This window comes from Stutzerimonas stutzeri RCH2 (assembly GCF_000327065.1).
GTDB classification, from domain to species: domain Bacteria; phylum Pseudomonadota; class Gammaproteobacteria; order Pseudomonadales; family Pseudomonadaceae; genus Stutzerimonas; species Stutzerimonas stutzeri_AE.
The window spans coordinates 2647413-2673888 of record NC_019936.1 but is presented as its reverse complement, the minus strand read 5'-3'; the positions used below and the strand labels follow the sequence as shown (position 1 = coordinate 2673888).

At 60.5% G+C, this 26476-nt stretch carries 21 protein-coding genes; 18 read left to right on the top strand and 3 right to left on the bottom strand.

Annotated features, from left to right (window positions below; genetic code table 11):
* The 13 genes from sdhA to htpG all read left to right on the top strand — a co-directional run bounded on the left by sdhA (position 1) and on the right by htpG (position 17535).
* Positions 1-1773 carry a succinate dehydrogenase flavoprotein subunit gene (gene sdhA, locus PSEST_RS12170; protein WP_015277278.1) on the top strand — a complete coding sequence of 591 codons (1773 nt, stop codon included), beginning with the start codon at positions 1-3 and terminating at the stop codon, positions 1771-1773.
* 10 nt (positions 1774-1783) lie between these two features.
* Positions 1784-2488 carry a succinate dehydrogenase iron-sulfur subunit gene (locus PSEST_RS12165; RefSeq protein WP_003302396.1) on the top strand — a complete coding sequence of 235 codons (705 nt, stop codon included), beginning with the start codon at positions 1784-1786 and terminating at the stop codon, positions 2486-2488.
* Positions 2489-2780: 292 nt separating this feature from the next.
* Entirely contained in the window at positions 2781-5612 is a 2832-nt protein-coding gene (locus PSEST_RS12160; protein WP_015277277.1) for a 2-oxoglutarate dehydrogenase E1 component, read from the top strand.
* A gap of 69 nt (positions 5613-5681) precedes the next feature.
* Positions 5682-6902 carry a 2-oxoglutarate dehydrogenase complex dihydrolipoyllysine-residue succinyltransferase gene (odhB, locus tag PSEST_RS12155; RefSeq protein ID WP_015277276.1) on the top strand — a complete coding sequence of 407 codons (1221 nt, stop codon included), beginning with the start codon at positions 5682-5684 and terminating at the stop codon, positions 6900-6902.
* Positions 6903-6997: 95 nt separating this feature from the next.
* A complete protein-coding gene (lpdA, locus tag PSEST_RS12150; protein ID WP_015277275.1) occupies positions 6998-8434 on the top strand; it encodes a dihydrolipoyl dehydrogenase in 1437 nt (478 codons plus the stop codon).
* Positions 8435-8628: 194 nt separating this feature from the next.
* Positions 8629-9795: an ADP-forming succinate--CoA ligase subunit beta gene (gene sucC / locus PSEST_RS12145; protein WP_015277274.1), complete on the top strand. Its 1167-nt coding sequence runs from the start codon at positions 8629-8631 to the stop codon at positions 9793-9795.
* The gene (gene sucD, locus PSEST_RS12140; protein WP_015277273.1) at positions 9795-10679 is read left to right on the top strand and encodes a succinate--CoA ligase subunit alpha; all 885 of its coding nucleotides are present in this window, start codon (positions 9795-9797) and stop codon (positions 10677-10679) included. The genes sucC and sucD overlap by 1 nt, the downstream gene beginning before the upstream one ends.
* Positions 10680-11075: 396 nt before the next feature.
* On the top strand, positions 11076-12392 hold the full coding sequence (brnQ, locus tag PSEST_RS12135) for a branched-chain amino acid transport system II carrier protein (protein ID WP_015277272.1): 1317 nt from the start codon (positions 11076-11078) through the stop codon (positions 12390-12392).
* 121 nt (positions 12393-12513) lie between these two features.
* Positions 12514-13239: a DUF599 domain-containing protein gene (locus PSEST_RS12130; RefSeq protein ID WP_015277271.1), complete on the top strand. Its 726-nt coding sequence runs from the start codon at positions 12514-12516 to the stop codon at positions 13237-13239.
* Positions 13240-13299: 60 nt separating this feature from the next.
* Positions 13300-13761, top strand: coding sequence for a PaaI family thioesterase (locus tag PSEST_RS12125; RefSeq protein WP_015277270.1), 462 nt, complete (start codon positions 13300-13302; stop codon positions 13759-13761).
* Positions 13758-14201, top strand: a complete 444-nt coding sequence (locus tag PSEST_RS12120) for a PaaI family thioesterase (RefSeq protein ID WP_015277269.1) — start codon at positions 13758-13760, stop codon at positions 14199-14201. The genes PSEST_RS12125 and PSEST_RS12120 overlap by 4 nt, the downstream gene beginning before the upstream one ends.
* 69 nt (positions 14202-14270) lie before the next feature.
* Positions 14271-15509, top strand: a complete 1239-nt coding sequence (locus PSEST_RS12115; protein WP_015277268.1) for a hypothetical protein — start codon at positions 14271-14273, stop codon at positions 15507-15509.
* Positions 15510-15630: 121 nt separating this feature from the next.
* A complete protein-coding gene (gene htpG / locus PSEST_RS12110) occupies positions 15631-17535 on the top strand; it encodes a molecular chaperone HtpG (protein WP_015277267.1) in 1905 nt (634 codons plus the stop codon).
* A 60-nt stretch (positions 17536-17595) separates the two neighbouring features.
* Here htpG and PSEST_RS12105 read toward each other — a convergent pair whose 3' ends face one another.
* Positions 17596-18030: an OsmC family protein gene (locus PSEST_RS12105; RefSeq protein WP_015277266.1), complete on the bottom strand. Its 435-nt coding sequence runs from the start codon at positions 18028-18030 to the stop codon at positions 17596-17598.
* Positions 18031-18259: 229 nt separating this feature from the next.
* On the opposite strand from PSEST_RS12105, the gene PSEST_RS12100 reads away from it, so the two are divergent.
* The 5 genes from PSEST_RS12100 (at position 18260) to sstT (ending at position 24746) form a co-directional block, all read left to right on the top strand.
* Complete coding sequence (locus PSEST_RS12100; RefSeq protein WP_015277265.1) at positions 18260-19285, top strand: amidohydrolase family protein; 1026 nt, start codon at positions 18260-18262, stop codon at positions 19283-19285.
* 63 nt (positions 19286-19348) lie between these two features.
* A complete protein-coding gene (locus PSEST_RS12095; protein ID WP_015277264.1) occupies positions 19349-19813 on the top strand; it encodes a DUF3859 domain-containing protein in 465 nt (154 codons plus the stop codon).
* 154 nt (positions 19814-19967) lie between these two features.
* Positions 19968-21587 (top strand): methyl-accepting chemotaxis protein, encoded by a 1620-nt coding sequence (locus PSEST_RS12090; RefSeq protein WP_015277263.1) that lies wholly within the window; start codon positions 19968-19970, stop codon positions 21585-21587.
* Between the two features lie 143 nt (positions 21588-21730).
* Positions 21731-23338 (top strand): methyl-accepting chemotaxis protein, encoded by a 1608-nt coding sequence (locus PSEST_RS12085; protein WP_041756657.1) that lies wholly within the window; start codon positions 21731-21733, stop codon positions 23336-23338.
* Positions 23339-23519: 181 nt separating this feature from the next.
* Positions 23520-24746: a serine/threonine transporter SstT gene (sstT, locus tag PSEST_RS12080; protein ID WP_015277261.1), complete on the top strand. Its 1227-nt coding sequence runs from the start codon at positions 23520-23522 to the stop codon at positions 24744-24746.
* Positions 24747-24798: 52 nt separating this feature from the next.
* Here the strand turns inward: sstT and PSEST_RS22475 are convergent, their stop codons facing one another.
* Positions 24799-25941 (bottom strand): AMP-binding protein, encoded by a 1143-nt coding sequence (locus PSEST_RS22475; RefSeq protein ID WP_256378018.1) that lies wholly within the window; start codon positions 25939-25941, stop codon positions 24799-24801.
* 55 nt (positions 25942-25996) lie between these two features.
* A complete protein-coding gene (locus PSEST_RS22470) occupies positions 25997-26428 on the bottom strand; it encodes an AMP-binding protein (RefSeq protein WP_256378017.1) in 432 nt (143 codons plus the stop codon).
* Between the last annotated feature and the right edge of the window lie 48 nt (positions 26429-26476).

Genomic DNA, 26476 nt, shown 5'->3' with positions numbered 1-26476 from the left:
ATGGCTAATATTCGTACGCTTTCCTTCGATGCCATCATTGTTGGTGGTGGTGGTGCCGGTATGCGCGCGGCACTGCAGTTGGCTCAATCCGGCCACAAGACCGCTGTAGTCACCAAGGTTTTTCCGACTCGTTCGCATACTGTATCCGCTCAGGGCGGCATTACCTGCGCCATCGCGTCGGCTGATCCGAACGATGACTGGCGCTGGCACATGTACGATACCGTCAAGGGTTCCGACTATATCGGCGACCAGGATGCTATCGAGTACATGTGTTCCGTTGGTCCAGAGGCTGTGTTCGAGCTCGAGCACATGGGTCTGCCGTTCTCCCGCACCGAGCAGGGTCGTATCTACCAGCGCCCGTTTGGTGGTCAGTCCAAGGACTTTGGCAAGGGTGGTCAGGCTGCTCGTACCTGTGCCGCGGCTGACCGTACCGGTCATGCCCTGCTGCATACCCTTTATCAGGGTAACCTGAAGAACAACACCGTATTCCTCAACGAGTGGTACGCGGTTGATCTGGTGAAGAATCAGGACGGCGCCGTTGTCGGTGTCATCGCGATCTGCATCGAAACCGGTGAAACCGTCTATATCCGCTCCAAGGCTACCGTTCTCGCTACCGGTGGTGCTGGTCGTATCTACGCATCGACTACCAACGCACTGATCAATACCGGTGACGGTGTTGGCATGGCGCTGCGTGCCGGTGTTCCGGTTCAGGACATCGAGATGTGGCAGTTCCACCCGACTGGTATTGCCGGCGCCGGTGTGCTGGTGACCGAGGGTTGCCGTGGTGAAGGTGGCTACCTGATCAACAAGCACGGCGAGCGCTTCATGGAGCGTTATGCTCCGAACGCGAAGGACCTTGCTGGTCGTGACGTCGTTGCGCGCTCGATGGTCAAGGAAATCCTGGCCGGCAATGGCTGTGGTCCGGATGGCGACCACGTAATGCTGAAGCTCGATCACCTCGGTGAAGAAGTGCTGCATAGCCGTCTGCCGGGTATCTGTGAGCTGTCGAAGACCTTCGCTCACGTCGATCCAGTCGTTGCTCCGGTTCCAGTTGTGCCTACCTGCCACTACATGATGGGCGGTATCGCTACCAACATTCATGGCCAGGCAATCACCCAGGACGCCAACGGCAACGATACGATCATCGATGGTCTGTTCGCTGTAGGCGAAGTGGCTTGCGTATCCGTACATGGCGCCAACCGTCTGGGCGGTAACTCGCTGCTGGATCTGGTGGTGTTCGGTCGTGCTGCTGGTCTCCACCTGGAGAAGGCGCTCAAGGACGGTATCGAGCATCGCGGTGCCAGCGATACCGACCTGGACGTCGCGCTGAGCCGCCTTGCCGGTCTCAACGAGCGTACCACTGGCGAAGACGTCGCTCCGCTGCGCAAAGAACTGCAGAACTGCATGCAGAACTACTTCGGTGTATTCCGTACCGGTGAATACATGCAGAAGGGTATCGCTCAGCTGGTCGATCTGCGTCAGCGTATCGCCAACGTCAAGATCTCCGACAAGAGCCAGGCGTTCAACACCGCGCGCATCGAAGCGCTCGAGCTGCAGAACCTGCTGGAAGTTGCCGAAGCTACTGCAATTGCCGCGGAGAACCGCAAGGAATCCCGTGGTGCGCATGCTCGCGAAGATTTCGAAGAGCGTGATGACGAGAATTGGCTGTGCCACACCCTGTACTTTCCGGGTGACAAGCGCGTTGCCAAGCGTGCCGTGAACTTCGCTCCGAAGACCGTTCCGGCATTCGAGCCCAAGGTTCGGACTTATTGAGGTCGCCGATATGTTGCAAGTGAGTGTTTATCGCTACAACCCCGATCAGGACGAAAAGCCGTTCATGCAGGATTTTCAGGTCAATACCGATGGTAAGGATCTGATGGTTCTCGACGTCTTGGCTCTGATCAAGGAACAGGATCAGGGTTTCTCTTATCGTCGCTCTTGCCGTGAAGGCGTGTGCGGTTCCGATGGGATGAACATCAACGGCAAGAATGGTCTGGCTTGCATCACGCCGCTGTCCGCCGTGGTCAAGAACAACAAGCTGGTCGTGCGTCCGTTGCCGGGTCTGCCGGTCATTCGTGACTTGGCCGTCGATATGAGCATCTTCTACAAGCAGTACGAGAAAGTGCGTCCGTATCTGATGAACGATACGCCGCCGCCTGCTATCGAACGACTGCAGAGCCCGGAAGATCGCGAGAAGCTGGATGGTCTTTACGAGTGCATTCTATGCGCTTGCTGCTCGACCAGCTGCCCGTCCTTCTGGTGGAACCCGGACAAGTTCCTCGGTCCAGCCGCTTCGCTGCAGGCCTATCGCTTCCTGGCCGACAGCCGCGACACCGAAACCGAGAATCGTCTGGCTGGTTTGGATGATCCGTTCAGTGTGTTCCGTTGCCGCGGTATCATGAATTGCGTTGACGTTTGTCCGAAAGGATTGAACCCGACCAAGGCGATTGGTCACATACGCAACATGCTGCTGCAGAGCGGCACCTGATGACACCCCGGTCGGGAAAGGTTATGCGCTAGCCTGGAACGGCCGGATCGCTTTACCCGTTACACCTGCGGCGCCGAAGTTGAAGCTCGGCGCCGTAGTTTTAGTAGGAATCCCAGCTCACAAAGCCGGGATTTCACTCTGAAAATTTGATGACCAGCAGGAGCATCCGGGTTGTGCCCGGGAACTATCTGCGCGGTCCGTAGTGGCTTTACCTGAGTCGCTGCTTCAGAACTTGGGAAGTCATGCTGCGGTTTCCACGCTGGTGGTGTCTCCTTATCGAAGGTGACCAGACATGCAAGAAAGCGTAATGCAGCGCATGTGGGACAGTGCCCACCTATCCGGTGGTAACGCTGCCTATGTGGAAGAGCTTTATGAGCTCTACCTGCACGATCCCAACGCTGTGCCCGAAGAGTGGCGCACTTATTTCCAGAAGTTGCCCTCCGGTGGCAGCGCTTCAGCCGATGTATCGCATTCGACGATTCGCGACCACTTCGTCCTGCTGGCCAAGAACCAGCGTCGTGCCCAGCCTGTTTCAGCAGGCACCGTCAGCACCGAGCACGAGAAGAAGCAGATCGAAGTCCTGCGCCTGATCCAGGCCTATCGAGTGCGCGGCCATCAGGCAGCACAGCTCGATCCGCTTGGCCTGCAGCAGCGCACCGCCCCCGCGGATCTCGCGATCAACAATTACGGCCTGACTGACGCTGATCTCGATACGGTGTTCCGTACCGGTGACCTTGCGGTGGTCAACGGTCAGGCAACTCTGCGCGATATCGTTCAGGCGTTGCAAGAAACCTATTGCCGCACCATCGGCGCCGAGTATATGCATATCGTCGATTCCGAGCAGCGCAGCTGGTTTGTTCAGCGCTTGGAGAGTGTGCGCGGGCGTCCCGAGTTTTCGCCAGAGATCAAGAGCCATCTGCTCGAGCGTCTGACCGCGGCCGAAGGTCTGGAAAAGTACTTGGGCACCAAGTATCCGGGCACCAAGCGTTTCGGCCTGGAAGGTGGCGAGAGCCTGATTCCGCTGCTCGACGAGATCATCCAGCGTTCCGGTTCCTACGGCACCAAGGAAATCGTCATCGGCATGGCCCACCGCGGCCGTCTGAACGTGCTGGTCAACACCTTCGGTAAGAATCCGCGCGACCTGTTCGACGAGTTCGAAGGCAAGAAGGTCGAAGGCCTGAGCTCCGGTGACGTCAAGTATCACCAGGGCTTCTCGTCCAACGTGATGACCCCGGGCGGTGAGATTCACCTGGCAATGGCGTTCAACCCCTCCCACCTGGAGATCGTTTCCCCGGTGGTCGAGGGTTCGGTGCGAGCTCGCCAGGATCGCCGTTGTGATCCGATCGGCGACAAGGTGCTTCCGGTAACCATCCACGGTGATGCGGCCGTCGCCGGTCAGGGTGTGGTGATGGAAACCTTCCAGATGTCGCAGACTCGTGCGTACCGCACGGGCGGCACCATCCGTATCGTGGTCAACAACCAGGTCGGCTTCACCACCAACAAGCAGGAAGACGCTCGTTCCACCGAGTACGCGACCGACGTGGCGAAGATGATCCAGGCGCCGATCTTCCATGTGAACGCAGACGATCCCGAGGCGGTGCTGTTCGTCACCCAGCTCGCTGTCGACTATCGGATGCAGTTCAAGCGCGACATCGTCATCGACCTGATCTGCTACCGCCGTCGTGGTCACAACGAAGCGGATGAGCCGAGCGGCACCCAGCCGTTGATGTATCAGAAGATCTCCAAGCAGCGCACCACTCGTGAGCTGTACGCCGATTCGCTGATCCAGTCGAAAGTGCTGGACGACGAGCGTGTTCAGGCCAAGATCGACGAGTACCGCACGGCGCTCGACAATGGCCTCCATGTAGTCAAGAGCCTGGTCAAAGAGCCGAACAAGGAACTCTTCGTCGACTGGCGTCCGTATCTGGGTCATGCCTGGACTGCTCGTCATGACACCAGCTTCGATCTGAAGACCTTGCAGGATCTGTCCAACAAGCTGCTGCAAACGCCGGAAGGCTTCGTGGTGCAGCGTCAGGTCTCGAAGATTCTCGAAGATCGTCAGAAGATGGGCGCCGGCGCGCTGGCCATCAACTGGGGCTACGCGGAAGTCATGGCATACGCCACGTTGCTGTTCGAAGGCCATCCTGTTCGTATCTCTGGTCAGGACGTCGGTCGCGGCACCTTCTCGCATCGCCATGCTGCGCTGCACAACCAGAAGGACGGCAGCACCCACATTCCGCTACAGCACCTCTATGAAGGTCAGCCGCGTTTCGATCTGTACGACTCGTTCCTCTCCGAAGAAGCGGTTCTGGCGTTCGAGTACGGTTACGCAACCACCATGCCCAACGCGCTTGTCGTCTGGGAAGCACAGTTCGGTGACTTCGCCAACGGCGCGCAGGTAGTGATCGATCAGTTCATCACCAGCGGTGAGCACAAGTGGGGTCGCCTGTGCGGTCTGACCATGCTGTTGCCGCATGGCTATGAAGGTCAGGGGCCTGAGCACTCGTCCGCTCGTCTGGAGCGTTACCTGCAGCTGTGCGCCGAGCACAACATCCAGGTTTGCGTGCCGACGACTCCGGCGCAGGTCTATCACATGCTGCGCCGTCAGGCTATTCGCCCGCTGCGCAAGCCGCTGGTAGCGCTGACGCCCAAGTCGCTGCTGCGCCACAAGCTGGCCACGTCGACGCTGGAAGAACTCACTCAGGGTTCCTTCCAGACCGTTATCCCGGAAGTCGATGCTATCGATCCGGCAAAGGTCGAGCGCGTGATCATGTGTAGCGGCAAGGTCTACTATGACTTGCTGGACAAGCGTCGTGCCGAAGGCCGCGAAGATATCGCCATCGTGCGTATCGAGCAGCTGTATCCGTTCCCGGAAGAGGATCTGGCCGAGGCACTGGCGCCTTACCAGAACCTCAAGCACATCGTTTGGTGCCAGGAAGAGCCGATGAACCAGGGTGCCTGGTACTGCAGCCAGCACCACATGCGCCGCGTGGCCATTGCACACAAGAAGGAACTGTTCCTTCAGTACGCAGGTCGTGATGCTTCAGCGGCACCGGCGGTCGGTTACGCCTCCATGCATGCCGAACAGCAGGAAAAGCTGCTGCAGGACGCCTTCACCGTTTAACCAATTCGTGCAAGAGGCCGCGATATCGCGGCCTCGATGTAGAAACCGAATCAATAGGACCCCTGAATAATGGCTATCGAGATCAAAGCCCCGACATTCCCGGAATCGGTTGCCGACGGCACCGTTGCCACCTGGCACAAGCAGCCGGGCGACGCGGTCAAGCGTGATGAGCTGATCGTCGACATCGAAACCGACAAGGTTGTTATGGAAGTGCTCGCCGAAGCTGATGGCGTGCTGACCGAGATCGTCAAGAACGAAGGCGACACCGTGCTGAGCGGCGAGCTGCTCGGTAAGCTGGAAGCGGGCGCCGCTGCCGCTGCTGCTCCTGCTCAGGCTGCCGCCCCGGCCGCTGCTGCTCCGGCAGCCGCTGCCAGCGCTGGCGGCGAAGAGCCGATTCTGGCACCGGCTGCCCGCAAGCTGGCCGAAGAGAATGGCATCGACCCGAACAGCATCCGCGGCACCGGCAAGGACGGTCGTGTGACCAAGGAAGACGTCGTCGCCGCCGTCGAAGCCAAGAAGTCCGCTCCGGCTGCCGCTGCCAAGCCGGCTGCTCCGGCTGCTGCCGCGCCGATCTTCGCTGAAGGTGATCGCGTCGAGAAGCGCGTTCCGATGACCCGCCTGCGCGCCAAGGTGGCAGAGCGTCTGGTCGAAGCCCAATCCTCCATGGCGATGCTGACTACGTTCAACGAAGTCAACATGAAGCCGATCATGGAGCTGCGTGCCAAGTACAAGGACCTGTTCGAGAAGACCCACAACGGTGTGCGTCTGGGCTTCATGTCCTTCTTCGTAAAGGCCGCGGTCGAAGCACTCAAGCGTCAGCCGGGCGTCAACGCTTCCATCGATGGCAATGACATCGTCTACCACGGTTATCAGGATATCGGCGTTGCCGTTTCCAGTGATCGTGGCCTGGTGGTTCCGGTGCTGCGCAACGCCGAGCACATGAGCCTGGCCGAGATCGAAGGTGGCATCAACGAGTTCGGCAAGAAGGCCAAGGCCGGCAAGCTGACCATCGAAGAAATGACTGGCGGTACCTTCACCATTTCCAACGGTGGTGTGTTCGGTTCGCTGCTGTCCACCCCGATCGTCAATCCGCCGCAGACCGCCATTCTTGGTATGCACAAGATCCAGGAACGTCCGATGGCTGTTAACGGCCAAGTGGTCATCCTGCCGATGATGTACCTGGCGCTGTCCTATGACCATCGCTTGATCGACGGCAAGGAAGCAGTAACCTTCCTGGTTACCATGAAGGACCTGCTGGAAGACCCGGCCCGTCTGCTGCTGGATATCTGATAGAAACGCCACAAGCTGCAGTTGGCAGGGCAGGCGAAAGCCAACCGTGCTGCCTGCAGCTTTTGGCTTTTAGCTGCTTTTGAAGAGGATTCGTAATGAGCCAGAAATTCGACGTCGTCGTCATCGGTGCCGGCCCTGGCGGCTATGTGGCCGCTATTCGCGCAGCCCAGCTGGGTCTGAAGACCGCGTGTATCGAAAAGTACCAGGGCAAGGATGGTAAGACCGCGCTTGGCGGCACCTGCCTGAACGTAGGCTGCATTCCTTCCAAGGCGCTGCTGGACAGCTCCTACAAGTTCCACGAAGCCCACGAGAGCTTCAAAGTCCACGGCATCAGCACCGGCGAAGTGGCCATGGACGTTCCGACCATGGTTGCGCGCAAGGACCAGATCGTTAAGAACCTCACCGGTGGTGTTTCGGCTCTGTTGAAAGCCAACGGTGTGACTGTATTCGAAGGTCACGGCAAGCTGCTGGCCGGCAAGCAGGTCGAAGTGACTGGCCTGGACGGCAACGTGCAGACGCTGGCTGCCGAGAACGTGATCCTGGCATCCGGTTCCACTCCGGTGAACATTCCGCCGGCGCCGGTCGATCAGAAAGTCATCGTCGACTCCACTGGTGCGCTGGATTTCCAGGGCGTTCCGGGCAAACTGGGCGTCATCGGTGCTGGCGTAATCGGTCTCGAGCTGGGTTCCGTCTGGGCCCGTCTGGGCGCCGAAGTCACCGTTATCGAGGCGATGGACAAGTTCCTGCCAGCCGCTGACGAGCAGATCTCCAAGGAAGCATTCAAGATCCTGTCCAAGCAGGGCCTGAAGATTCTGCTGGGTGCTCGCCTGACTGGTTCGGAAGTGAAGGGCGATCAGGTGACCGTCAGCTTCACCAGCGCCGAAGGCGAGCAGCAGATGACCTTCGACAAGCTGATCGTTGCGGTCGGCCGTCGTCCGGTCACCTCCGAGCTGCTGGCTGCCGACACCGGCGTCGACATGGACGAGCGCGGTTTCATCTTCGTCGATGACTATTGCGCTACCAGCGTACCGGGCGTTTATGCCATCGGTGACGTGGTTCGTGGCGCAATGCTGGCCCACAAGGCCTCGGAAGAGGGCGTGATGGTTGCCGAGCGCATCGCCGGCCACAAGACCCAGATGAACTATGACCTGATTCCGTCGGTCATCTACACTCACCCGGAAATCGCGTGGGTCGGCAAGTCGGAGCAAGTGCTCAAGGCCGAGGGCGTCGAAGTCAACGTCGGTACCTTCCCCTTCGCTGCTAGCGGCCGCGCCATGGCTGCCAACGATACTGCCGGCCTGGTCAAGGTCATCGCTGATGCCAAGACCGACCGCGTGTTGGGCGTGCATGTAATGGGCCCAAGCGCCGCCGAATTGGTTCAGCAGGGCGCCATCGGCATGGAATTCGGCACCAGCGCCGAGGACCTGGGCATGATGGTGTTCTCGCACCCGACGATGTCCGAAGCGCTGCATGAAGCGGCTCTGGCAGTGAATGGCCACGCCATCCACATCGCCAACCGCAAGAAGCGCTAAAGCGGTTTAGTGCTGTACCCGGGCCCGACGTATCCACTGATGCGTCGGGCCTTTTGCAAACTGCAGTTTCAAAAAGGATTGCAGGTCGCTGAGAGGTATCGTGAATTCGCAGATAGTTTTCAGCGACTTGTGAGGGAGGCACGGCGGTTCGTCGTGCCGTAAATGCGCCAATACCAAAACAGACGGTAGAAAGCATGAATCTTCACGAGTACCAAGGTAAACAACTGTTCGCTGAATACGGTCTGCCCGTGTCTAAAGGCTATGCAGTCGATAGCCCGAAGGAAGCAGCGGAAGCCTGCGACAAGATCGGCGGCACACAATGGGTGGTCAAAGCCCAGGTGCATGCCGGTGGACGTGGCAAGGCGGGTGGCGTAAAGCTGGTTCGCAGCAAGGATGAAGCCCGGGCTTTCGCCCAGCAGTGGCTCGACAAGCGTCTGGTGACCTACCAGACCGACGCCAATGGTCAGCCGGTCAGCAAGATCCTCGTCGAGGCGTGCACCGATATCGACAAGGAGCTCTATCTGGGCGCCGTGGTCGATCGCGCCAGCCGTCGGATCGTCTTCATGGCATCGACCGAAGGTGGCGTGGACATCGAGAAAGTCGCCCACGACACGCCCGAGAAGATCCTCAAGGCCACCATCGACCCGCTGGTGGGTGCGCAGCCGTTCCAGGCGCGTGAACTGGCTTTCCAGCTGGGCCTCAAGGGTGACCAGGTCAAGCAGTTCGTGCACATCTTCGTCGGCCTTGCCCAGCTGTTCCAGGACTATGATCTGGCCCTGCTCGAAGTGAACCCGTTGGTGATCAAGACTGACGGCAATCTGCATTGCCTGGATGCCAAGATCAACATCGACAGCAACGCCATCTACCGCCAGCCAAAGCTGCGCGATATGGCCGACCCGTCCCAGGACGACCCGCGCGAATCGCACGCGGCCAAGTGGGAGCTCAACTACGTTGCGCTCGATGGCAACATCGGTTGCATGGTCAATGGTGCGGGCCTGGCCATGGGCACCATGGACATCGTCAACCTGCACGGCGGTGCGCCGGCCAACTTCCTCGACGTCGGCGGCGGTGCCACCGAGGAGCGTGTAACCGAAGCGTTCAAGATCATTCTTTCCGACAGCAATGTTGCCGCGGTTCTGGTGAACATCTTCGGTGGCATCGTGCGTTGCGACATGATTGCCGAGGGCATCATCGGTGCGGTGCGTGAAGTAGGTGTAAAGGTGCCGGTAGTGGTGCGGCTGGAAGGCAACAATGCCGACCTGGGCGCCAAGATGCTGAGTGAAAGCGGTCTGAACATCATCGGTGCGAACAGCCTGACCGATGCGGCCATTCAGGTTGTCAAAGCCGCGGAGGGCAAGTAATGAGCGTATTGATCAACAAGGACACCAAGGTCATTTGCCAGGGCTTCACCGGCTCTCAGGGCACTTTCCACTCCGAGCAGGCGATTGCCTACGGCACCAAGATGGTCGGTGGTGTCACGCCCGGTAAGGGCGGCACGATGCACCTGGGGCTGCCGGTGTTCAATACCGTGCGCGAAGCCGTAGAGGCGACAGGTGCCGATGCTTCGGTCATCTATGTGCCTGCGCCATTCTGCAAGGATTCGATTCTCGAAGCGGCGTTTGGCGGCATCAAGCTGATCGTCTGCATCACCGAAGGTATCCCCACGCTGGATATGCTCGAGGTGAAGATCAAGTGCGACGAGCTGGGCGTGCGCCTGATCGGGCCGAACTGCCCGGGTGTGATCACACCGGGTGAGTGCAAGATCGGTATCCAGCCTGGACACATTCATATGCCAGGCAAGGTCGGCATCGTCTCGCGCTCCGGCACGCTGACCTACGAAGCCGTAAAGCAGACCACCGACGCCGGTTTCGGCCAGTCGACCTGCGTCGGCATCGGTGGCGACCCGATTCCGGGTTCGACCTTCATCGATATCCTTCAGCTGTTCCAGAACGACCCGCAGACCGAGGCGATCGTCATGATCGGCGAGATCGGTGGTTCGGCGGAGGAGGAGGCGGCTGCGTTCATCAAGGCCAACGTGACCAAGCCGGTGGTTTCCTATATCGCGGGCGTTACGGCTCCGGCCGGTAAGCGAATGGGTCATGCTGGCGCGATCATCTCCGGCGGCAAGGGCACAGCGGAAGAGAAGTTCGCTGCGCTGCAGGACGCCGGTGTGAAAACCGTGCGCTCGCTTGCCGACATCGGCAAGGCGCTGGCGGAAGTCACCGGCTGGCAAATGAAAGCCTGATGGCAAGGAGGCCCGGCGGAAGCCGGGCCTTTTTCGTTGGGCTTTTCGTAGCAACAGTCTGCATTACCCCCGGCTTGCTCAATGTCTCTTGACGCCTTCGTGTCTGCCCAGCGGACTCGGCTGTGCGCTGTACTTTTCGCAAGCACTGCCGACGTTCTGGTCGGCAATCTGGCTGCATCGTGGCATCATTGCCGCTCATTCATACGCATGTTCGTTTCACAAGAGCGACGGCGTGCATCGAAGGACTCGGCCCAACCGGCTGGGTGACGTTTCCCCTTATCCCTGAAGGAAACCCGAATCCCCATCATCAGGCCTATTTGAATCGCTGACCCGCCGCTTTCGCTGCGCGTGCGTCACTTCATTCGCGCCGTTTATTTCTCTGGTAGTTCTCCCTGCATGAATCGTTTGAAAGGCTTTGACCTGCTGGCCCTTGGCTTCATGACCTTTGCGCTGTTCCTTGGCGCCGGCAATATCATCTTCCCGCCCAGCGCCGGTATGGCTTCGGGTGAGTTCGTCTGGCATGCGGCACTGGGCTTTCTGCTGACAGGTGTCGGCCTGCCGTTGCTGACGGTTGTTGCGCTTGCTCGCGTTGGCGGCGGAATGGACCGGCTTACCGCGCCGCTCGGCAACGTCGCCGGTACCGTATTGGCGGTCGCTGTCTATCTGGCGATCGGTCCACTGTTCGCCACGCCACGTACAGCTGTCGTCTCGTTCGAGATGGGGATCGCCCCGTTCAGTGGTAACGCCGGGATGCCGCTGTTCCTTTACACGCTGGTGTTCTTCGCCGCCATGCTGTTCCTCGTGCTGAATCCCGGTCAGTTGGTCAATCGAATTGGCAAGTTCATCACGCCGGTGCTGCTGGCTGCGCTGTTGGTGCTCGGTGGTGCGGCCATCTTCGCTCCGGCGGGAGAGGTCGGCGCCGCTACCGAGAGCTATCGCGCTTCTCCACTGATCAAGGGCTTCCTGGAAGGCTATCTGACCATGGATACCCTCGGCGCCCTGGTGTTCGGGATCGTGATTGCCACTGCCATCCGAGACCGTGGTGTGACCGAGCCGGCCCTGGTGACCCGCTACTCGATGATTGCCGGCGTGATCGCGGCGATCGGCTTGTCGCTGGTGTATCTGGCACTGTTCTACCTCGGCGCCACCAGCCAGGGCATCGCCGCCGGAGCGGAAAATGGCGTCCAGATTCTTACAACCTACGTGCAGCACACCTTCGGTACACCGGGCAGTCTGTTGCTGGCGGTGGTCATCACCCTGGCGTGCCTGACCACCGCAGTGGGCCTGACGACCGCCTGTGGCGAATTCTTCAGCGCGCTACTGCCCGTGTCCTATCGCACCGTCGTGGTTGTCTTTGCTCTGTTCAGCTTGTTGGTAGCGAATCAGGGGCTGACGCAGTTGATCAGCGTATCGGTGCCGGTACTGGTGGGGCTGTATCCATTGGCGATCGTGCTGGTCGCATTGAGCCTGCTGGACCGTTTCTGGGTATCGCCCACGCGGGTGTTCGTGCCGGTAATGGGCGTGACCCTGATTTTCGGCGTGGTCGATGGTCTCGCCGCTGCGGGGCTGGGGAACTGGGTTCCGGCATTGTTTGCGCAGTTGCCGTTGGCGGATCAGAGCATGGGCTGGCTGGTTCCGGTGCTGGTAATGCTGGTTCTGGCTGTTGCTACCGATCGCCTGCTTGGGCGTGCTGACCGGCAGCGCCACGCTTAAGCGTCCGCGTTATGGCTCGCGGCGCAGCTGGCAACCAGACCTGCGCCGTTGTGCTGCCCTTTGGTCGCTTTCAGCGCAGCGGTGCTGGCTATAATCTCGCCACGTTTCCCGAGGGCGCGCCATGACCTTTTCTGATTCAAACCTGCCGCATCTGATTGCCGTAATCTGGTTTGTTGTCTGCTGGGCTGGTTACACCCGGTACGCGGGTTGGCGTGGACGCGACACCGCCTGTCTGGCCAGCGTGTTGCACCTGTATCGGCAGGACTGGATGCAGCGCCTGCTGTTGCGCGACAACCGAATCGCCGATGCCAACGTAATCGGCAATCTGGAACGCAACGCCTCCTTCTTCGCATCCAGTACGCTGATCATCCTCGCCGGTATCCTGACCGCGTTGGGCGCATCGGAACGTGCGGTTTCGCTGCTGGCCGACCTGCCGTTCGCCCAGCCGGTCAGCCGCGGGCTGTCGGAAATCAAGCTGCTGTGCCTGGCGGTGGTCTTCGTTTACGCCTTCTTCACCTTCAGTTGGTGCATGCGCCAGTACAACTTCGCCGCGGTGCTGGTGGCGTCGGCACCGATGGTGGGGGAGCGCAACGTCAGCGATCAGGAGCGCAAGGCCTTTGCCGAGCGCGCGGCGCGGGTCCTTTCCATGGCGGCCAATCAGTTCAACTTCGGCCTGCGTGCCTATTATTTCGGCATGGCGACGCTGGCCTGGTTCGTTCATCCCTGGTTCTTCATGCTCGTTACCACAGGCGTGGTACTGATCCTCTATCGCCGCGAATTTCATTCCGACGTGCTCGGGGTGATGGTATTCACGCCAACTTCCCCGGCCGAAATGCCCAAGGAGTAGGGCGCTATATGGCAAGTCGGTATCATGCGCGGCCTTTGATTCAATCCCCCGAGAACTCGAATGAGCGATAGCCAGATACTCGAGCGCACGCAGCGCTTCCTGTCCTTCCTGCGGCATTGCCAGGTGCTGGGTCTAAGTGTCGAGCACGCCGACAGCAGAGGGCTGACCCTGCGCCTTCCTTACAGCGAGAAAATCATCGGGAACCCGGAAACCGGGGGCGTTCACGGCGGCGCGATCACGACGCTGATGGACACCACCTGCGGCATCTCCACCGCCTGTGCGTTGCCGGAACTCGAGGTCTGCCCGACGCTCGATCTGCGTATCGACTACATGCACCCGGCCGAGGCAGGTCACGATATCTTCGGTTTCGCCGAGTGCTATCGCGTTACGCCGACGGTGATCTTCACCCGCGGCGTCGCCTACCAGCGCGACATCAACGAACCCATCGCTCATGTAGTGGGCACGTTCATGCGCATGGGCAAGGCGAGCCAGGGCATATTCAGCAAGGACGGTGCGGCATGAGCGAGCTCAATCTCAACGAGCTGGTGCGCAACGCCCATGCCAGCAATGATTACGACTCCCTGATCAAACTCGTGCCGTATGCGAAGCTGATCGGTATCGAATGCCTGCGGTTAGGCGACGAGATGGTGTTTCGCCTGCCGCAGAACGAAGACAACATCGGCAACCCGCTTCCGGCCATTCATGGCGGGGTGATTGCGGGCTTCATGGAGCACGCCGCGCTGCTGCATCTGCTGATGTTCATGGGTGCGCCACATTTGCCCAAAATCATCGACTTCTCGATAGATTATCTGCGTGCCGGTCACTATCGTGACACCTTTGCCGCCTGCCAGGTCTGGCGTCAGGGCCGTAGGGTCGCCAACGTAGCGATCACCGCCTGGCAGACCCATCAGGCCGAGCCCATCGCCACCGCCCGCTGCCATTTCAAGATCGACGAGCCCTGACGCTTTCGTCATGGGAAGCGGCGTTGCGGTGTGCGCCGATACCCTGTGCGATTGCGTGAAGGAATTCGAATGGAAGCACTATTGATACTTGGCGGTTTGCTGCTGATTCTCGCCGGTTTCATCTGGCTGATCAGTCAGGCTTTTGCCACGAGCCTGTTGTGGGGATTGGGCAGCCTGCTGCCTCCGCTGACGTTGGCGTTCGTGTTCAGTCACTGGCGCGTGGCACGCAAGGCGCTGATTCTGTCCTGCCTGGGTGTCATTCCGCTTATCGTGGGGTTGTCCTTGCTGGCCAACCGCGACGCGGAGCGGCTGGAGGCGATTTTCAGCCTGCGCTGGTTGCCGATCCACACGCAGCCCGAACTTGCGATGGGCGTACGCGGGAAGCTGAATGGCCGCGAGTTCGCACCGCAACGAGGCGAGATCATCAATGGTGTATTGACCTTGCGTGAAGGCCAGGGCTTATTCGCGCGCCAGGAGGTGACCATCCGTCTGCGCGAGCGTTTCGACGGTGCGCTGCGTATGGATGTGCTGCCCGACGATGTCGGCACCTTGCCAGAAGTTGAAATCGCCTGGCTGAGCCAGGATCAACAACTTCCCGAATCGCGCCGTCTGAACCGCGGCTACACGCTGCACCTCGATCTGCAGCCAGTCGCGCCGAACAAGCTGCGCGGCGATTTCCACCTTGTGCTGCCGCCGCAGTTTGAAACCAGCCTTACCGGCATCGTCGAGCTGTACACCGATCGCCTGCGCTACCGCGACGGCCAGGTCGATCGCCACCACGACTCGCGCGATACTGTGGTGTTCGTGATCGAGGACTACCTGCAACGCCGACATGCGAGTCGGCTGGTGACGCTTGAAACCGTACCCACGTTCACCTTGCCGGCCGCTGAGCTGGAATTGGACGTTCAAGCGCAGATCAAAGGCGAGCGGCAGAGCTTTACCCTGCATCTTGGCAAAGGCGAGCAGGGCTGGCAGGTAAAGGGTGATGATTATCCGCCGTTGGCCGAGCCCGTCGAGGTGGTCGCGCCTGCCCGCGAGACGACCGAAGCAGTAAATGCCAAAACACCGCCGAGCAGTCTGGATCGGCGTCTGCGCTTTTCCATGGAGCAGGTGCTGCGCAACCCCGGTCGCTACCAGCACCTGTTGATGCGTGCCCATACCGAGCGTGGTGGCGTCGCCGAGGGGCGCTTCGGTGGCCTCGACAGCGAAGGCAATCTGATCATCAAGCGGGTCATTCGTGGACCCGGCGAGGCAACCTACAACCTGGCACCAGGCGAAATCGTGCTGCTGGAACTCGTCGAGCCCTGATGGGCTCGGACCGACGCCTCGCGGCGTCGGTCGCCCTTGAAATCTACCGTCATGCCCCCATCTGCCAGACATCGCCGCAGTCGCGGTCCGTGCCATTGAGATGATGTGGAGTTTGTAGACGATGAGTGTGGAGACTCAAAAAGAAACCCTGGGCTTCCAGACTGAAGTGAAGCAGCTGCTTCATCTGATGATCCATTCGCTGTATTCCAACAAGGAAATCTTCCTACGGGAGCTGATTTCCAATGCCTCCGATGCTGCCGACAAATTGCGCTTCGAAGCCCTGGCCAAGCCAGAGCTGCTCGAGGGCGGCGCCGATCTGAAGATTCGCCTCAGCTTTGACAAGGATGCCAAGACCGTCACGCTGGAAGACAACGGCATCGGCATGAACCGCGATGACGTGATCGCGCATCTGGGCACCATCGCCAAATCCGGCACCGCCGACTTCCTGAAGAACCTCTCTGGCGACCAGAAGAAGGACTCGCACCTGATCGGCCAGTTCGGTGTTGGCTTCTATTCCGCCTTCATCGTCGCCGACAAGGTCGATGTCTACAGCCGTCGAGCCGGTACGCCGGCCGGCGAGGGCGTGCACTGGTCCTCGGCAGGCGAGGGCGAGTTCGAAGTTGCCACGGTCGAAAAGGCCGAGCGCGGTACTCGTATCGTCCTGCACCTGAAGAAGGGCGAGGAAGAGTTCGCCGATGGCTGGCGCCTGCGCAACATCGTCAAGAAGTACTCCGACCACATCGCTCTGCCCATCGAGTTGCCGAAGGAGTTCCATGGCGAGGAGCAGGACAAGTCGACTGAACCCGAGTGGGAGACGGTCAACCGCGCCAGCGCCCTCTGGACCCGTCCGCGCACTGACGTGAAAGACGAGGAGTACCAGGAGTTCTACAAGCACGTCGCCCATGATTTCGACAACTCGCTGTCCTGGAGCCACAACAAGGTCGAGGGCAAGTTGGAGTACACATCGCTGCTCTATGTGCCTGGCCGTGCGCCGTTCGATCTGTATCACCGCGAAGCGCCGAAGGGCCTGAAGCTTTACGTTCAGCGCGTCTTCATCATGGATCAGGCCGACGAGTTCCTGCCGCTGTACCTGCGCTTCATCAAGGGCGTGGTCGATTCCAATGACCTGTCGCTGAACGTATCCCGCGAAATTCTGCAGAAGGATCCGGTGATCGACTCGATGAAGTCGGCACTGACCAAGCGTGTGCTGGACATGCTGGAGAAGCTGGCCAAGGACAAGCCGGAGGACTACAAGAAGTTCTGGTCGCAGTTCGGCCAGGTGCTCAAGGAAGGTCCGGCAGAAGACTTCGCCAATAAGGAGAAGATCGCCAGTCTGCTGCGTTTTGCCTCCACCAGCGACGCCAGCGGCGAGCAGTCGGTCTCGCTGGCCGATTACCTCGGCCGCGTGAAGGAAGGTCAGGACAAGATCTACTACCTCACCGGCGAGAGCTACGCGCAGGTCAAGAACAGTCCGCACCTGGAAGTCTTCCGCAAGAAGGGCATCGAAGTGCTGCTGCTGACCGATCGTATCGACGAGTGGCTGATGAGCTACCTCACCGATTTCGATGGCAAGCAGCTTGCCGATGTGGCGCGCGGCGATCTGGATCTGGGCAAGCTGGACTCCGAGGAGGACAAGAAGGCCCAGGAAGAAATCGCCAAGACCAAGGAAGGGCTGATCGAGCGCCTCAAGGGAGCGTTGGGTGACGAGGTCGCAGAAGTGCGGGTTTCCCACCGTCTGACCGACTCACCGGCGATCCTCGCCATCGGCGAGCAGGATCTCGGCCTGCAGATGCGCCAGATCCTCGAGGCGAGCGGGCAGAAGGTGCCAGAGTCCAAGCCGATTTTCGAGATCAATCCGCAGCATCCTCTGATCGAGAAACTTGACGCCGAGCCGGATGAAGATCGCTTCGCCGATCTTTCGCACATCCTGTTCGATCAGGCCGCGCTCGCGGCAGGGGACAGCCTGAAAGATCCGGCTGCCTACGTACAGCGCCTGAACAAGTTGCTGGTCGAGCTTTCTGCCTGATCCGCAAGCGCAATGCCCAAACGGCCCGTCCTTGACGGGCCGTTTTCGTTTGTCAGAGGCTCATAGCAACACGCTGACCAGGCGGGTGCCGTGGGTGAGATTGTCCGCCACCGGGCAGCGTTTCTCGATCTGTTCGAGAAGCGCCTGTTTGCCTGCCTGATCCAGATCGGCGTCGATTTCGACTTTCACGCGCAGTTCCTGAAAGCCTGGGCGTACTTCCGGGTCGCGGCCAAGAAGACCGGCAGGGTCGTAATCGGCCTCGATCTCGAAGCGCATGCCGCGCAGTTCGATCTTCTGCTGATGCGCGATGAAACGGCCTATGGTGCCGAAGCAGCCGGCCACGGCTGCCAGGATGGCCTCGAGGGGAGTGGGCCCTAGATCCTGGCCTGCTGCGTTTTTCGGCTGGTCCATGGTCAGACGGTGATTGCCGCACTCCACCACGATCGCCATTCCGGCGTTCAGCTCTCCGCGTGCGCTGATGGTTTTCATAGCCATGGTAGGTTCCTTGCCTGCTGCATCTGAGGATTGGCGCGCCTAGCCTGATGAAGCCGCGCGGTCGAGTGTTCCGGCGATACTAGAACTACCCTCCTGTGTCGGCTTTGATTCCAATCAATACAGGAGGGGGTATGCGAGGGAGGGTAGAGCTCATTGTGCGGGGCTGCGGCAAAGCTGAACGGTGAGCAATGCTCACGGTCTACTCGCTGGCTGTCAGGAGGACCGTGCTTTGTACATTCCCAGAATTCTTTCCCTCGCCGCGCTTTGCTTGTTGCCGCTTGTAGCTGCAGCAGAAGGACGCGAGTACCGTTATAGCGACGCGCATCTGCACTACGTCGATTTCTTCCAGGAAACCGATGGCATGCAGAAGCTGCTGGAGGCGATGGATGCCGGCGGCATCGACCATGTCATGATCAGCGGCATCCCGGTGGCCAAGAAATGGCACGAGAACGAGCCCAAGCGGCCGCGCTATTACGCCGGTGACGATGCGCCGGTGTATTGGTACAGCGCCACCGATGTGCTGGTAGCCGCGGCTCTGGAGGAGCTGGACGAGGAACAGCGCAAGCGCTTTCATCCCTTCCTCTCCGGCTTCAACCCCAACGACAAGAATGCCGATGCGCATATCCGCCGCATGCTTGAGCTGCATCCGGGGCTCTGGCAGGGGCTGGGTGAGATTTTCACGCGTCATGACGATGTGACTGCCCTGACCGAAGGCGACACACCGCGCGCCAACAACGAGGCGCTGGCCAGGGTCTATCACCTGGCAGCGGAGTTCGATCTGCCGGTGATGCTGCACTCCAACATCACCTCCAAGCGCGAGCGCAATCCGCTTTATCTGGTCGAGCTGGAAGAACCTTTGCGCAACCACCCGCATACCCGCTTCATCTGGGCGCACGCCGGTACCAGCATGGAGTTGCATCGACATCAGGAGAAGCTGACCTTCCTGCACGAAACGGTCAGTCGCCTGCTCGATGATTACCCGAACCTCTATATCGATCTGTCCTGGACCATGCTCAAGCCTTATCTGCTGGACGAGCGCGGCAATGCCGACCCCGCGTGGGTCAAGCTGGTCGAGCGGCATCCAACTCGTTTCGTGTTGGGGTCGGATGTGGTCGGCCGCTTTGGCAGTCTGGCCGACGGTATGGCGGCATTCGCACCGTTTCTCGATGCGTTGCCGGAGCAGGTTGCTCATCAGGTCGCACGTGACAACTTTCTCTCTCTGCTGCCCCGCAAGCGCCAAGACGCTCTGCGTTGAGTGTCATCAGGCTGTCATCCGTGCTTCATAGGCTCCTGTCTTTTCTTCGGACAGGAGTGTCACATGCCAGTGTTACGTGCGTTTTCGCTAGTTGGCCTGCTGCTTTTTAGCGGTTTAGTAGGGGCAGCGGTAGAAGTCACCGGGCCGGTGGAATACGGCCTGTTCAGCAACCCTCAACTAGATCTGCAGCCAGGTGAGCGAGTTTTGAGTCGCAGCGATCCTGCGATCGAGCACACCACCCGCGTTCCGGCGCGCCTTGGCATCAAGTTCGGTGTGCGCTACAGGTTGCAAGGCAAACGCGAGGGCGACATGCCGCTGACGCTGTTGTACCTGACCCCTGGCGTGGTGACGCCGGATGGGCAGCGACACGACAAGTTCGAGGTCGTACAGAAGCTGGTGCCGGACAGCGCTCAGGACGTCATGGCGTTCGAGTTCACCGAATCCCACGAACTCGTCGCCGGCGACTGGCATTTTCTGGTCTTCCAGGGGGATCGCAAAATTCTTGAGCAGCGCTTCATTGTGGAGTGAGTGACTCGATTCGTCTCCGTCCGTCGCTTATCCGGCCGATATTCGACGGAATACCTCTCGAACGTTCAAGTCAGTCGCTTGCGACACGATATGGCAGATGACGCCGCTGCCTGCCCGCCAGAGCAGCGCTGGAAATTTCGAGAGGAATGCCTCAATGCTTGTTCGGAACATGAATGTGTCTCAGCGATCCGCGCTGGGTTTCGGCCTCATCGGTCTGATTGTCCTGCTGCTCGGGCTGTTTGCCATCTTGCAGATGGGCAAGATTCGCAGCGAAGCGGCAAAGCTCAGCGATGAATGGTTGCCCAGTATCGTCGCGCTCGGTGACCTCAACCAACACACCCTGCGCACGCGGATTCACACGCTGCGGCTGATCATCGATCGCACGCGGGTCGAAGAGAACCGCGCCACCCTGGCTCGTTTTCGCAACGAGCTGTCGAGCCTCGAGGATGCCTATCAGCGCACGGTGGACCATCCGCAGGAACGCGAGCTGTTCCAGAACTACCAGCGTGCGCGTACCGCGTTCGACGAGGTGCTGTCAGAAATTGTCCGTCTGGAAGGCCAGGGCCGGATCGAGGAGGCCGTTGAGGTCGTCGGCTCCAGGCTGAACACGGCCGGCACCGGTTTGAACGAAGCAGTTGCCAGGATGACTGCCTTCAACAACGAGCAATCCGCACTCTCGGCGGCCTCGGCCGCGGCCATCTTCCAGAGCTCGCAGGCCTGGATGATCGGGACGATCGTGCTCGCTGTGCTGCTGACGGTTGTGCTGGCATGGATTTTCACCCGCAGTATCGTCCAGCCATTGCAACAGGCGGTGAGCATTGCCGAAGTGGTGGCCAGTGGTGATCTCACGCGGCATATCGACATCGTCGGCCGGGACGAACCGGCGCGATTGCTGACGGCACTGCGTTCCATGCAGGAGCGCTTGCGCGGCACCATCCAGAGCATCTCTCATTCGTCCAGTCAGCTTGCATCCGCTGCCGAGCAGCTGAACGTGGTCACTGAGGATTCGACCCGTGGGATGAATCAGCAGAGCCACGAAATCGAGCAGGCCGCCACTGCGGTCAACGAGATGACAGCGGCGGTGGACGAGGTGGCGCGCAACGCCGTGGCTACCTCCGAAGCCTCCCGAGATTCCGATGCGACGGCACAGCATGGGCGCAATCAGGTGATCCGCACCGTCGATTCGATCGGCCAGCTGGCCGGCGATGTGACCCAGACTTCCGCCGAGGTTGAGCGGCTGGCGGCGCAGGTGCGCGATATCAGCAAGGTGCTGGATGTGATCCGTTCGATCGCCGAGCAAACCAACCTGCTGGCGCTCAACGCGGCTATCGAGGCCGCACGAGCAGGTGATGCGGGACGCGGCTTTGCGGTGGTCGCCGACGAGGTGCGGGCGCTGGCGCACCGGACGCAACAGTCGACCCAGGAGATCGAACAGATGATCGGCGACGTGCATCAGGGAACCGACCGCGCAGTGCAGGCCATGCAGGTCAGTAACGAGCGTGCACGTACCACGCTGGACCTTGCGCGTGCGGCCGGCGAAGCACTGGAAGAAATCGCTGCTGCGATCAGTCAGATCTCCGAGCGCAATCTGGTCATCGCCAGTGCGTCGGAGGAGCAGGCCCAGGTAGCACGGGAAGTCGATCGCAATCTGGTGAATATCCGCGATCTGTCGCTGCAGTCGTCCGCTGGGGCGAGCCAAAGCAGTGCGGCGAGCCAAGAACTGGCACGGTTGGCGGTTGGTTTGAATGGTCTGGTCGGCGGCTTCCGAGTTTGACCCGAAGGTAATCCCGAGGTTGAAAAAGATGGATTCTCAATTGCGATAAATATATTTGTTGTCGCTTGTCAAGTAATGCATGACCTTGCCCGATATACGGTTATATCCCGTAGTCGAAGTGAGGTCTTGCCATGTTTAGACAGATGAGAATTGCCCTGAGGGCCGGATTGGGTTTTGCCGTGGTGGCATTGCTGGTGTTCCTGCTCGGTGTCTTCGCATTGACCAGGATTGCCGCGATGGAGGGTGACGCGGAGAAGGTCGACCAGCGTTTGTTGCCAACGATTCAGTTGCTCGGTCAGGTCAATCAGGAGTTCCTGATGATCCGTGCAAGCACCTTGCGCCTGTTGATCAGCGAGCCGGCAGAGCGCAGCCGCGGTGCGGAAACCCTTGACGGCCTACGCAAGACGCTGGCTCAGGAGCGACAGGATCTTGATCGGCTGATACAAGATACCGAAGGTAAGGCGTTGCTGGCTAACTTTGACCAGTCGCTGGCACGCTACGAGAGCTTTCAGCGCAGGATAGTAGAACTCGCCTTGCAGAATCGCATGGAGGAGGCGATCGAAATTACCCGGGGGGAGCTGAACGAGCATGCCCGTAGTACCTCGAAAGCTGTCTATGACCTTATCGGCCTCAACCGCAACGCAGCTAATGCAGCGAGTGCCCATGCCCTTGAGGTAGCAGCCAGCGCTTTCCAGGGCGTCGTCGTTGCGATGATCCTGGCGTTTATCGCTACCATCATTCTCGCCATGCTGCTGACACGCAGTATCGTCCAACCGCTGGCTGAAGCTGTGGGCGTTGCCGAGGTGATTGCCGGTGGCGACCTGACCCGCCATTTCCAGGTTGTCGGCAGCGACGAGCCGGCGCGCCTGCTCAGTGCGCTGCAGGCGATGCAGCGCAGCCTGCGTGAAACCATCCAGGGGATTTCCGATTCCTCCAACCAGCTGGCGTCAGCGGCGGAAGAGCTCAATGTCGTGACCGAGGACTCGACCCGCGGCCTGCATCAGCAGAATCACGAGATCGAACAGGCGGCCACTGCAGTCAACGAAATGACTGCGGCGGTCGATGAGGTTGCGCGCAACGCCGTGGCGACGTCCGAGGCCTCGCGAGAGTCCGACGAGACGGCCCAGCACGGTCGCCAGCAGGTCATTCGCACGGTCGACTCGATTGGCCTGCTGGCCGACGACGTAACGCAGACGGCCACCGAAGTCGAACGGCTTGCCGGGCAGGTACGTGATATCAGCAAGGTGCTCGACGTGATTCGCTCGATCGCCGAACAGACCAACCTGCTGGCACTCAACGCCGCCATCGAAGCCGCGCGGGCAGGGGATGCAGGCCGCGGTTTCGCGGTGGTGGCCGATGAAGTGCGGGCACTGGCACATCGCACGCAACAGTCGACCCAGGAAATCGAGCAGATGATTGGCGACGTACATCAGGGTACCGACAAGGCGGTGCACGCGATGCAACTCAGCAACGAGCGCGCCAGGACGACGCTGGAGCTGGCGCGCGCTGCAGGCGAGGCGCTCGATGGTATCGCCAGTGCTATCAGCCAGATCAGCGAGCGCAACCTGGTGATCGCCAGTGCGTCGGAAGAGCAGGCGCAGGTGGCCCGCGAGGTCGACCGCAACCTGGTGAACATCCGGGATCTGTCGCTGCAGTCGTCGGCCGGTGCCAACCAGACCAGCGCGGCGAGTCAGGAGCTGGCCCGCCTGGCCATCGACCTGAACAACCTCGTGGCGCGCTTCCAGGTCTGATCCACATCATGGGCGTCGTTTGACGGCGCCCATCTCCTCAGCCGTCAGACTGCGACGCTCTTTCAGCCCCGTGACAGCGCAACGCTGGGCATTGCCGGGCGAGCGGCGTACCATCCCGCGTTTTTCCATGGCAGGAATGGCCACCTCCGGGCCGTTCCCTTCCTAGCTGCGAGACGCGTTTATGTCCGATATGCCTAGAGTCATCCGCTTCATCAGTCGTACCAGCCTGGTCGCCCAGATCGTGGTCGGCCTGGTGGCCGGCGCCTTACTGGCGCTTTTCCTGCCGGCTGCGGCGAAATCGGTAGCGCTGCTGGGCGACTTGTTCGTGCAGGCGCTCAAGGCGGTGGCACCGATTCTGGTGTTCGTGCTGGTGACCTCGTCATTGGCCAATCACAAGCGTGGCCAGCCTACCCATATACGGCCGATCATCCTGCTCTACGCGCTTGGCACACTGAGCGCCTCGGCGGTGGCCGTGCTGGCGAGCTTCATGTTTCCCACCACGCTCACGCTGGTGAGTGGAGCGGCTGACGTCACTCCGCCTTCGGGCGTAGGCGCGGTGCTGCAGACGCTCTTGTTCAATGTCGCCGACAACCCGGTACGCGCGCTGCTCAATGGCAACTTCATCGGCATTCTCGCGTGGGCGATCGGCCTCGGTTTCGCCTTCCGTCATGCGCAGGACAGCACACGGCGGCTGATTGGTGATCTGTCCGATGGCGTCACGCTGATCGTCAAGGTGGTCATTCGCTTCGCGCCGCTCGGCGTCTTCGGGCTGGTTGCTGGCACGTTGGCTGATTCGGGCTTCGATGTGTTGCTGGGTTACCTGCGCCTGCTGCTGGTGCTGGTGGGTGCCATGCTGTTCATGGCGCTGGTGATGAATCCTTTGATCGTGTTCTGGCAGATTCGCCGCAATCCCTATCCGCTGGTGTTCACCTGCCTGCGCGAGAGCGGTATCACCGCGTTCTTCACCCGCAGTTCGGCCGCCAACATCCCGGTGAACATGCAGCTGTGCCAGCGACTTGGGCTGCACAAGGACACCTATTCGGTATCCATCCCGCTCGGCGCAACCATCAACATGGGCGGTGCGGCGATCACCATCACCGTGTTGACCCTGGCTGCGGTCAACACCCTCGGTATTCAGGTCGATATCGCCACGGCGGTTCTGCTGAGCCTGTTGGCCGCCGTGTGTGCCTGTGGCGCATCGGGTGTGGCCGGCGGGTCGTTGTTGCTTATCCCGCTGGCGTGCAGCCTGTTCGGCATCTCCAACGACCTGGCGATGCAGGTGGTGGCGGTGGGCTTCATCATCGGCGTGGTGCAGGATTCGGCCGAAACAGCGCTCAACTCTTCGACCGATGTGCTCTTCACTGCTGCTTCCTGCATCGCTCACGGCGATATTGCCGAAGCTGCCTAGATCCTCCCCTGCGGGCGGGTTCTGACCGCGTGACTCGAGGCCAGCGTCATCCTTATCTGGCGCTGGCCTCGCTCTGCTGAAGGTTGTCGCCGGCTTCGCCCAGGCTGCTGCGCGCTGACGCACCGAACTGGACGCGCAGTACCCGCTTCAACAGCTTGCCTGATGAATTCTTCGGCAGTTGCTCCACGAAATGCACATGCTTCGGGACCTTGAACGGCGCGAGGTGAGCACGGGCATGGTGCAGCAGTGCCTGCGCATCCAGCGTGGCGTTCTGCTTCAGGACCACCACGGCGGCGATCGCTTCGATCCATTTCTGGTCGGGCACGCCAATGACCGCTACTTCAGCGACATGTGGATGCCGATAGAGCGCTTCCTCCACATCGCGACTGGCGACCAGCACGCCGCCGGTATTCACGATGTCCTTGATGCGATCGACGATCCAGATGTAGCCCTGCGCATCGCGGTAGCCCAGGTCCCCGGAGTGGAACCAGCCGTCCGCGAACGCCTCGGCGGTTTCGGCCGGCTTCTCCCAGTAACCGACCATCAGCTGCGGCGAGCGGTGGACCAGCTCACCTGCAACGCCGGGGGCACATTCTTCGCCGGTGGAGGGGTCGATTATCCGCGTCAGCACGTTGCTTACCGGCCGGCCACAGGATGTCGGCCGCTCCCTGTGCTCTTCGGGCGTCAGGACCGTCGCCAGCGGGGCGATCTCGCTCTGACCGTAGCAGTTGTAGAGGCCCGATTGCGGCAATCGCGCGCCCAGCTCCCGGGCGATTGGCTCCGGCATGATCGAGGCGCCGTAGTAGAGCTTCTGTACGTGCCGTAGTTGCGCCTCGACGAATTGCTCATGGCGCAGCAGGGCTATCCAGACGGTTGGTGGCGCGAAGAAGCTGTTCAGCTGTTCGGTCTTGAGCAGTCGCAGAATTTCTTCAGGCGTCGGCGTATCCGTCAGGCAGCTGAAGGCGCCGGCCAGCAGCGCCGGCATGGTGAACACATGCATCTGTGCCGAGTGGTAGAGAGGCAGGGCTGCCAGGCAGCGGTCGCTGGCCTTTATATCGAGGTGCAGGAGGCAGCTGGAATACTCGGTCATCAGCGAGCGGTGGCTGTGCATCGCGCCCTTGGGATCGGAGGTGGTGCCTGAGGTGTAGAGAATCTGCACGACATCGGTTTCGGCTATGTCGACCTCAGGTGGCAAATCGCAGGCGGAACCGGTGGCGATTCTGAGAATATCGCTGCGATCCGATGTCGTTTCATTGCTGTGCAGACTGCCGCGGATCGCCAGTTGGCGCTGGGCCGGAATGCGGTCGACCAGGCCTTTCAGGCTGTCGTCGACGAAAAAGGGCGCGGGCGCCCGACTGGTCGAGTACGTAGGCCAGTTCGTGTTCGGTCAGCGAGTAGTTGACCGGAACGTGAATCAGGCCGGCACGGGTACAGGCAAGCCAGAGAATCAGGTAGGCATCGGAGTTCTTGCCGTATGCCGCGACCCGGTCCGCTTTGCTCAGGCCAAGGGCCAGCAGATGATTGGCTACACGGTTCGCCGCACGATCCAGCGCCTGGAAGCTCCAGCGGCGCTCCCTGTACTGCAAGGCGATCTGTTCGGGGCTCCGCATGGCTATGCGTTGCAGGGCGTCACCAATGGTGTTGCGGTGGATAGAAGGGTGGACTTCAACCGTCGGACGCATGGGCATACCTCGAATAATTATTTTTGTTGCGGCATGAGGGTCATGGGC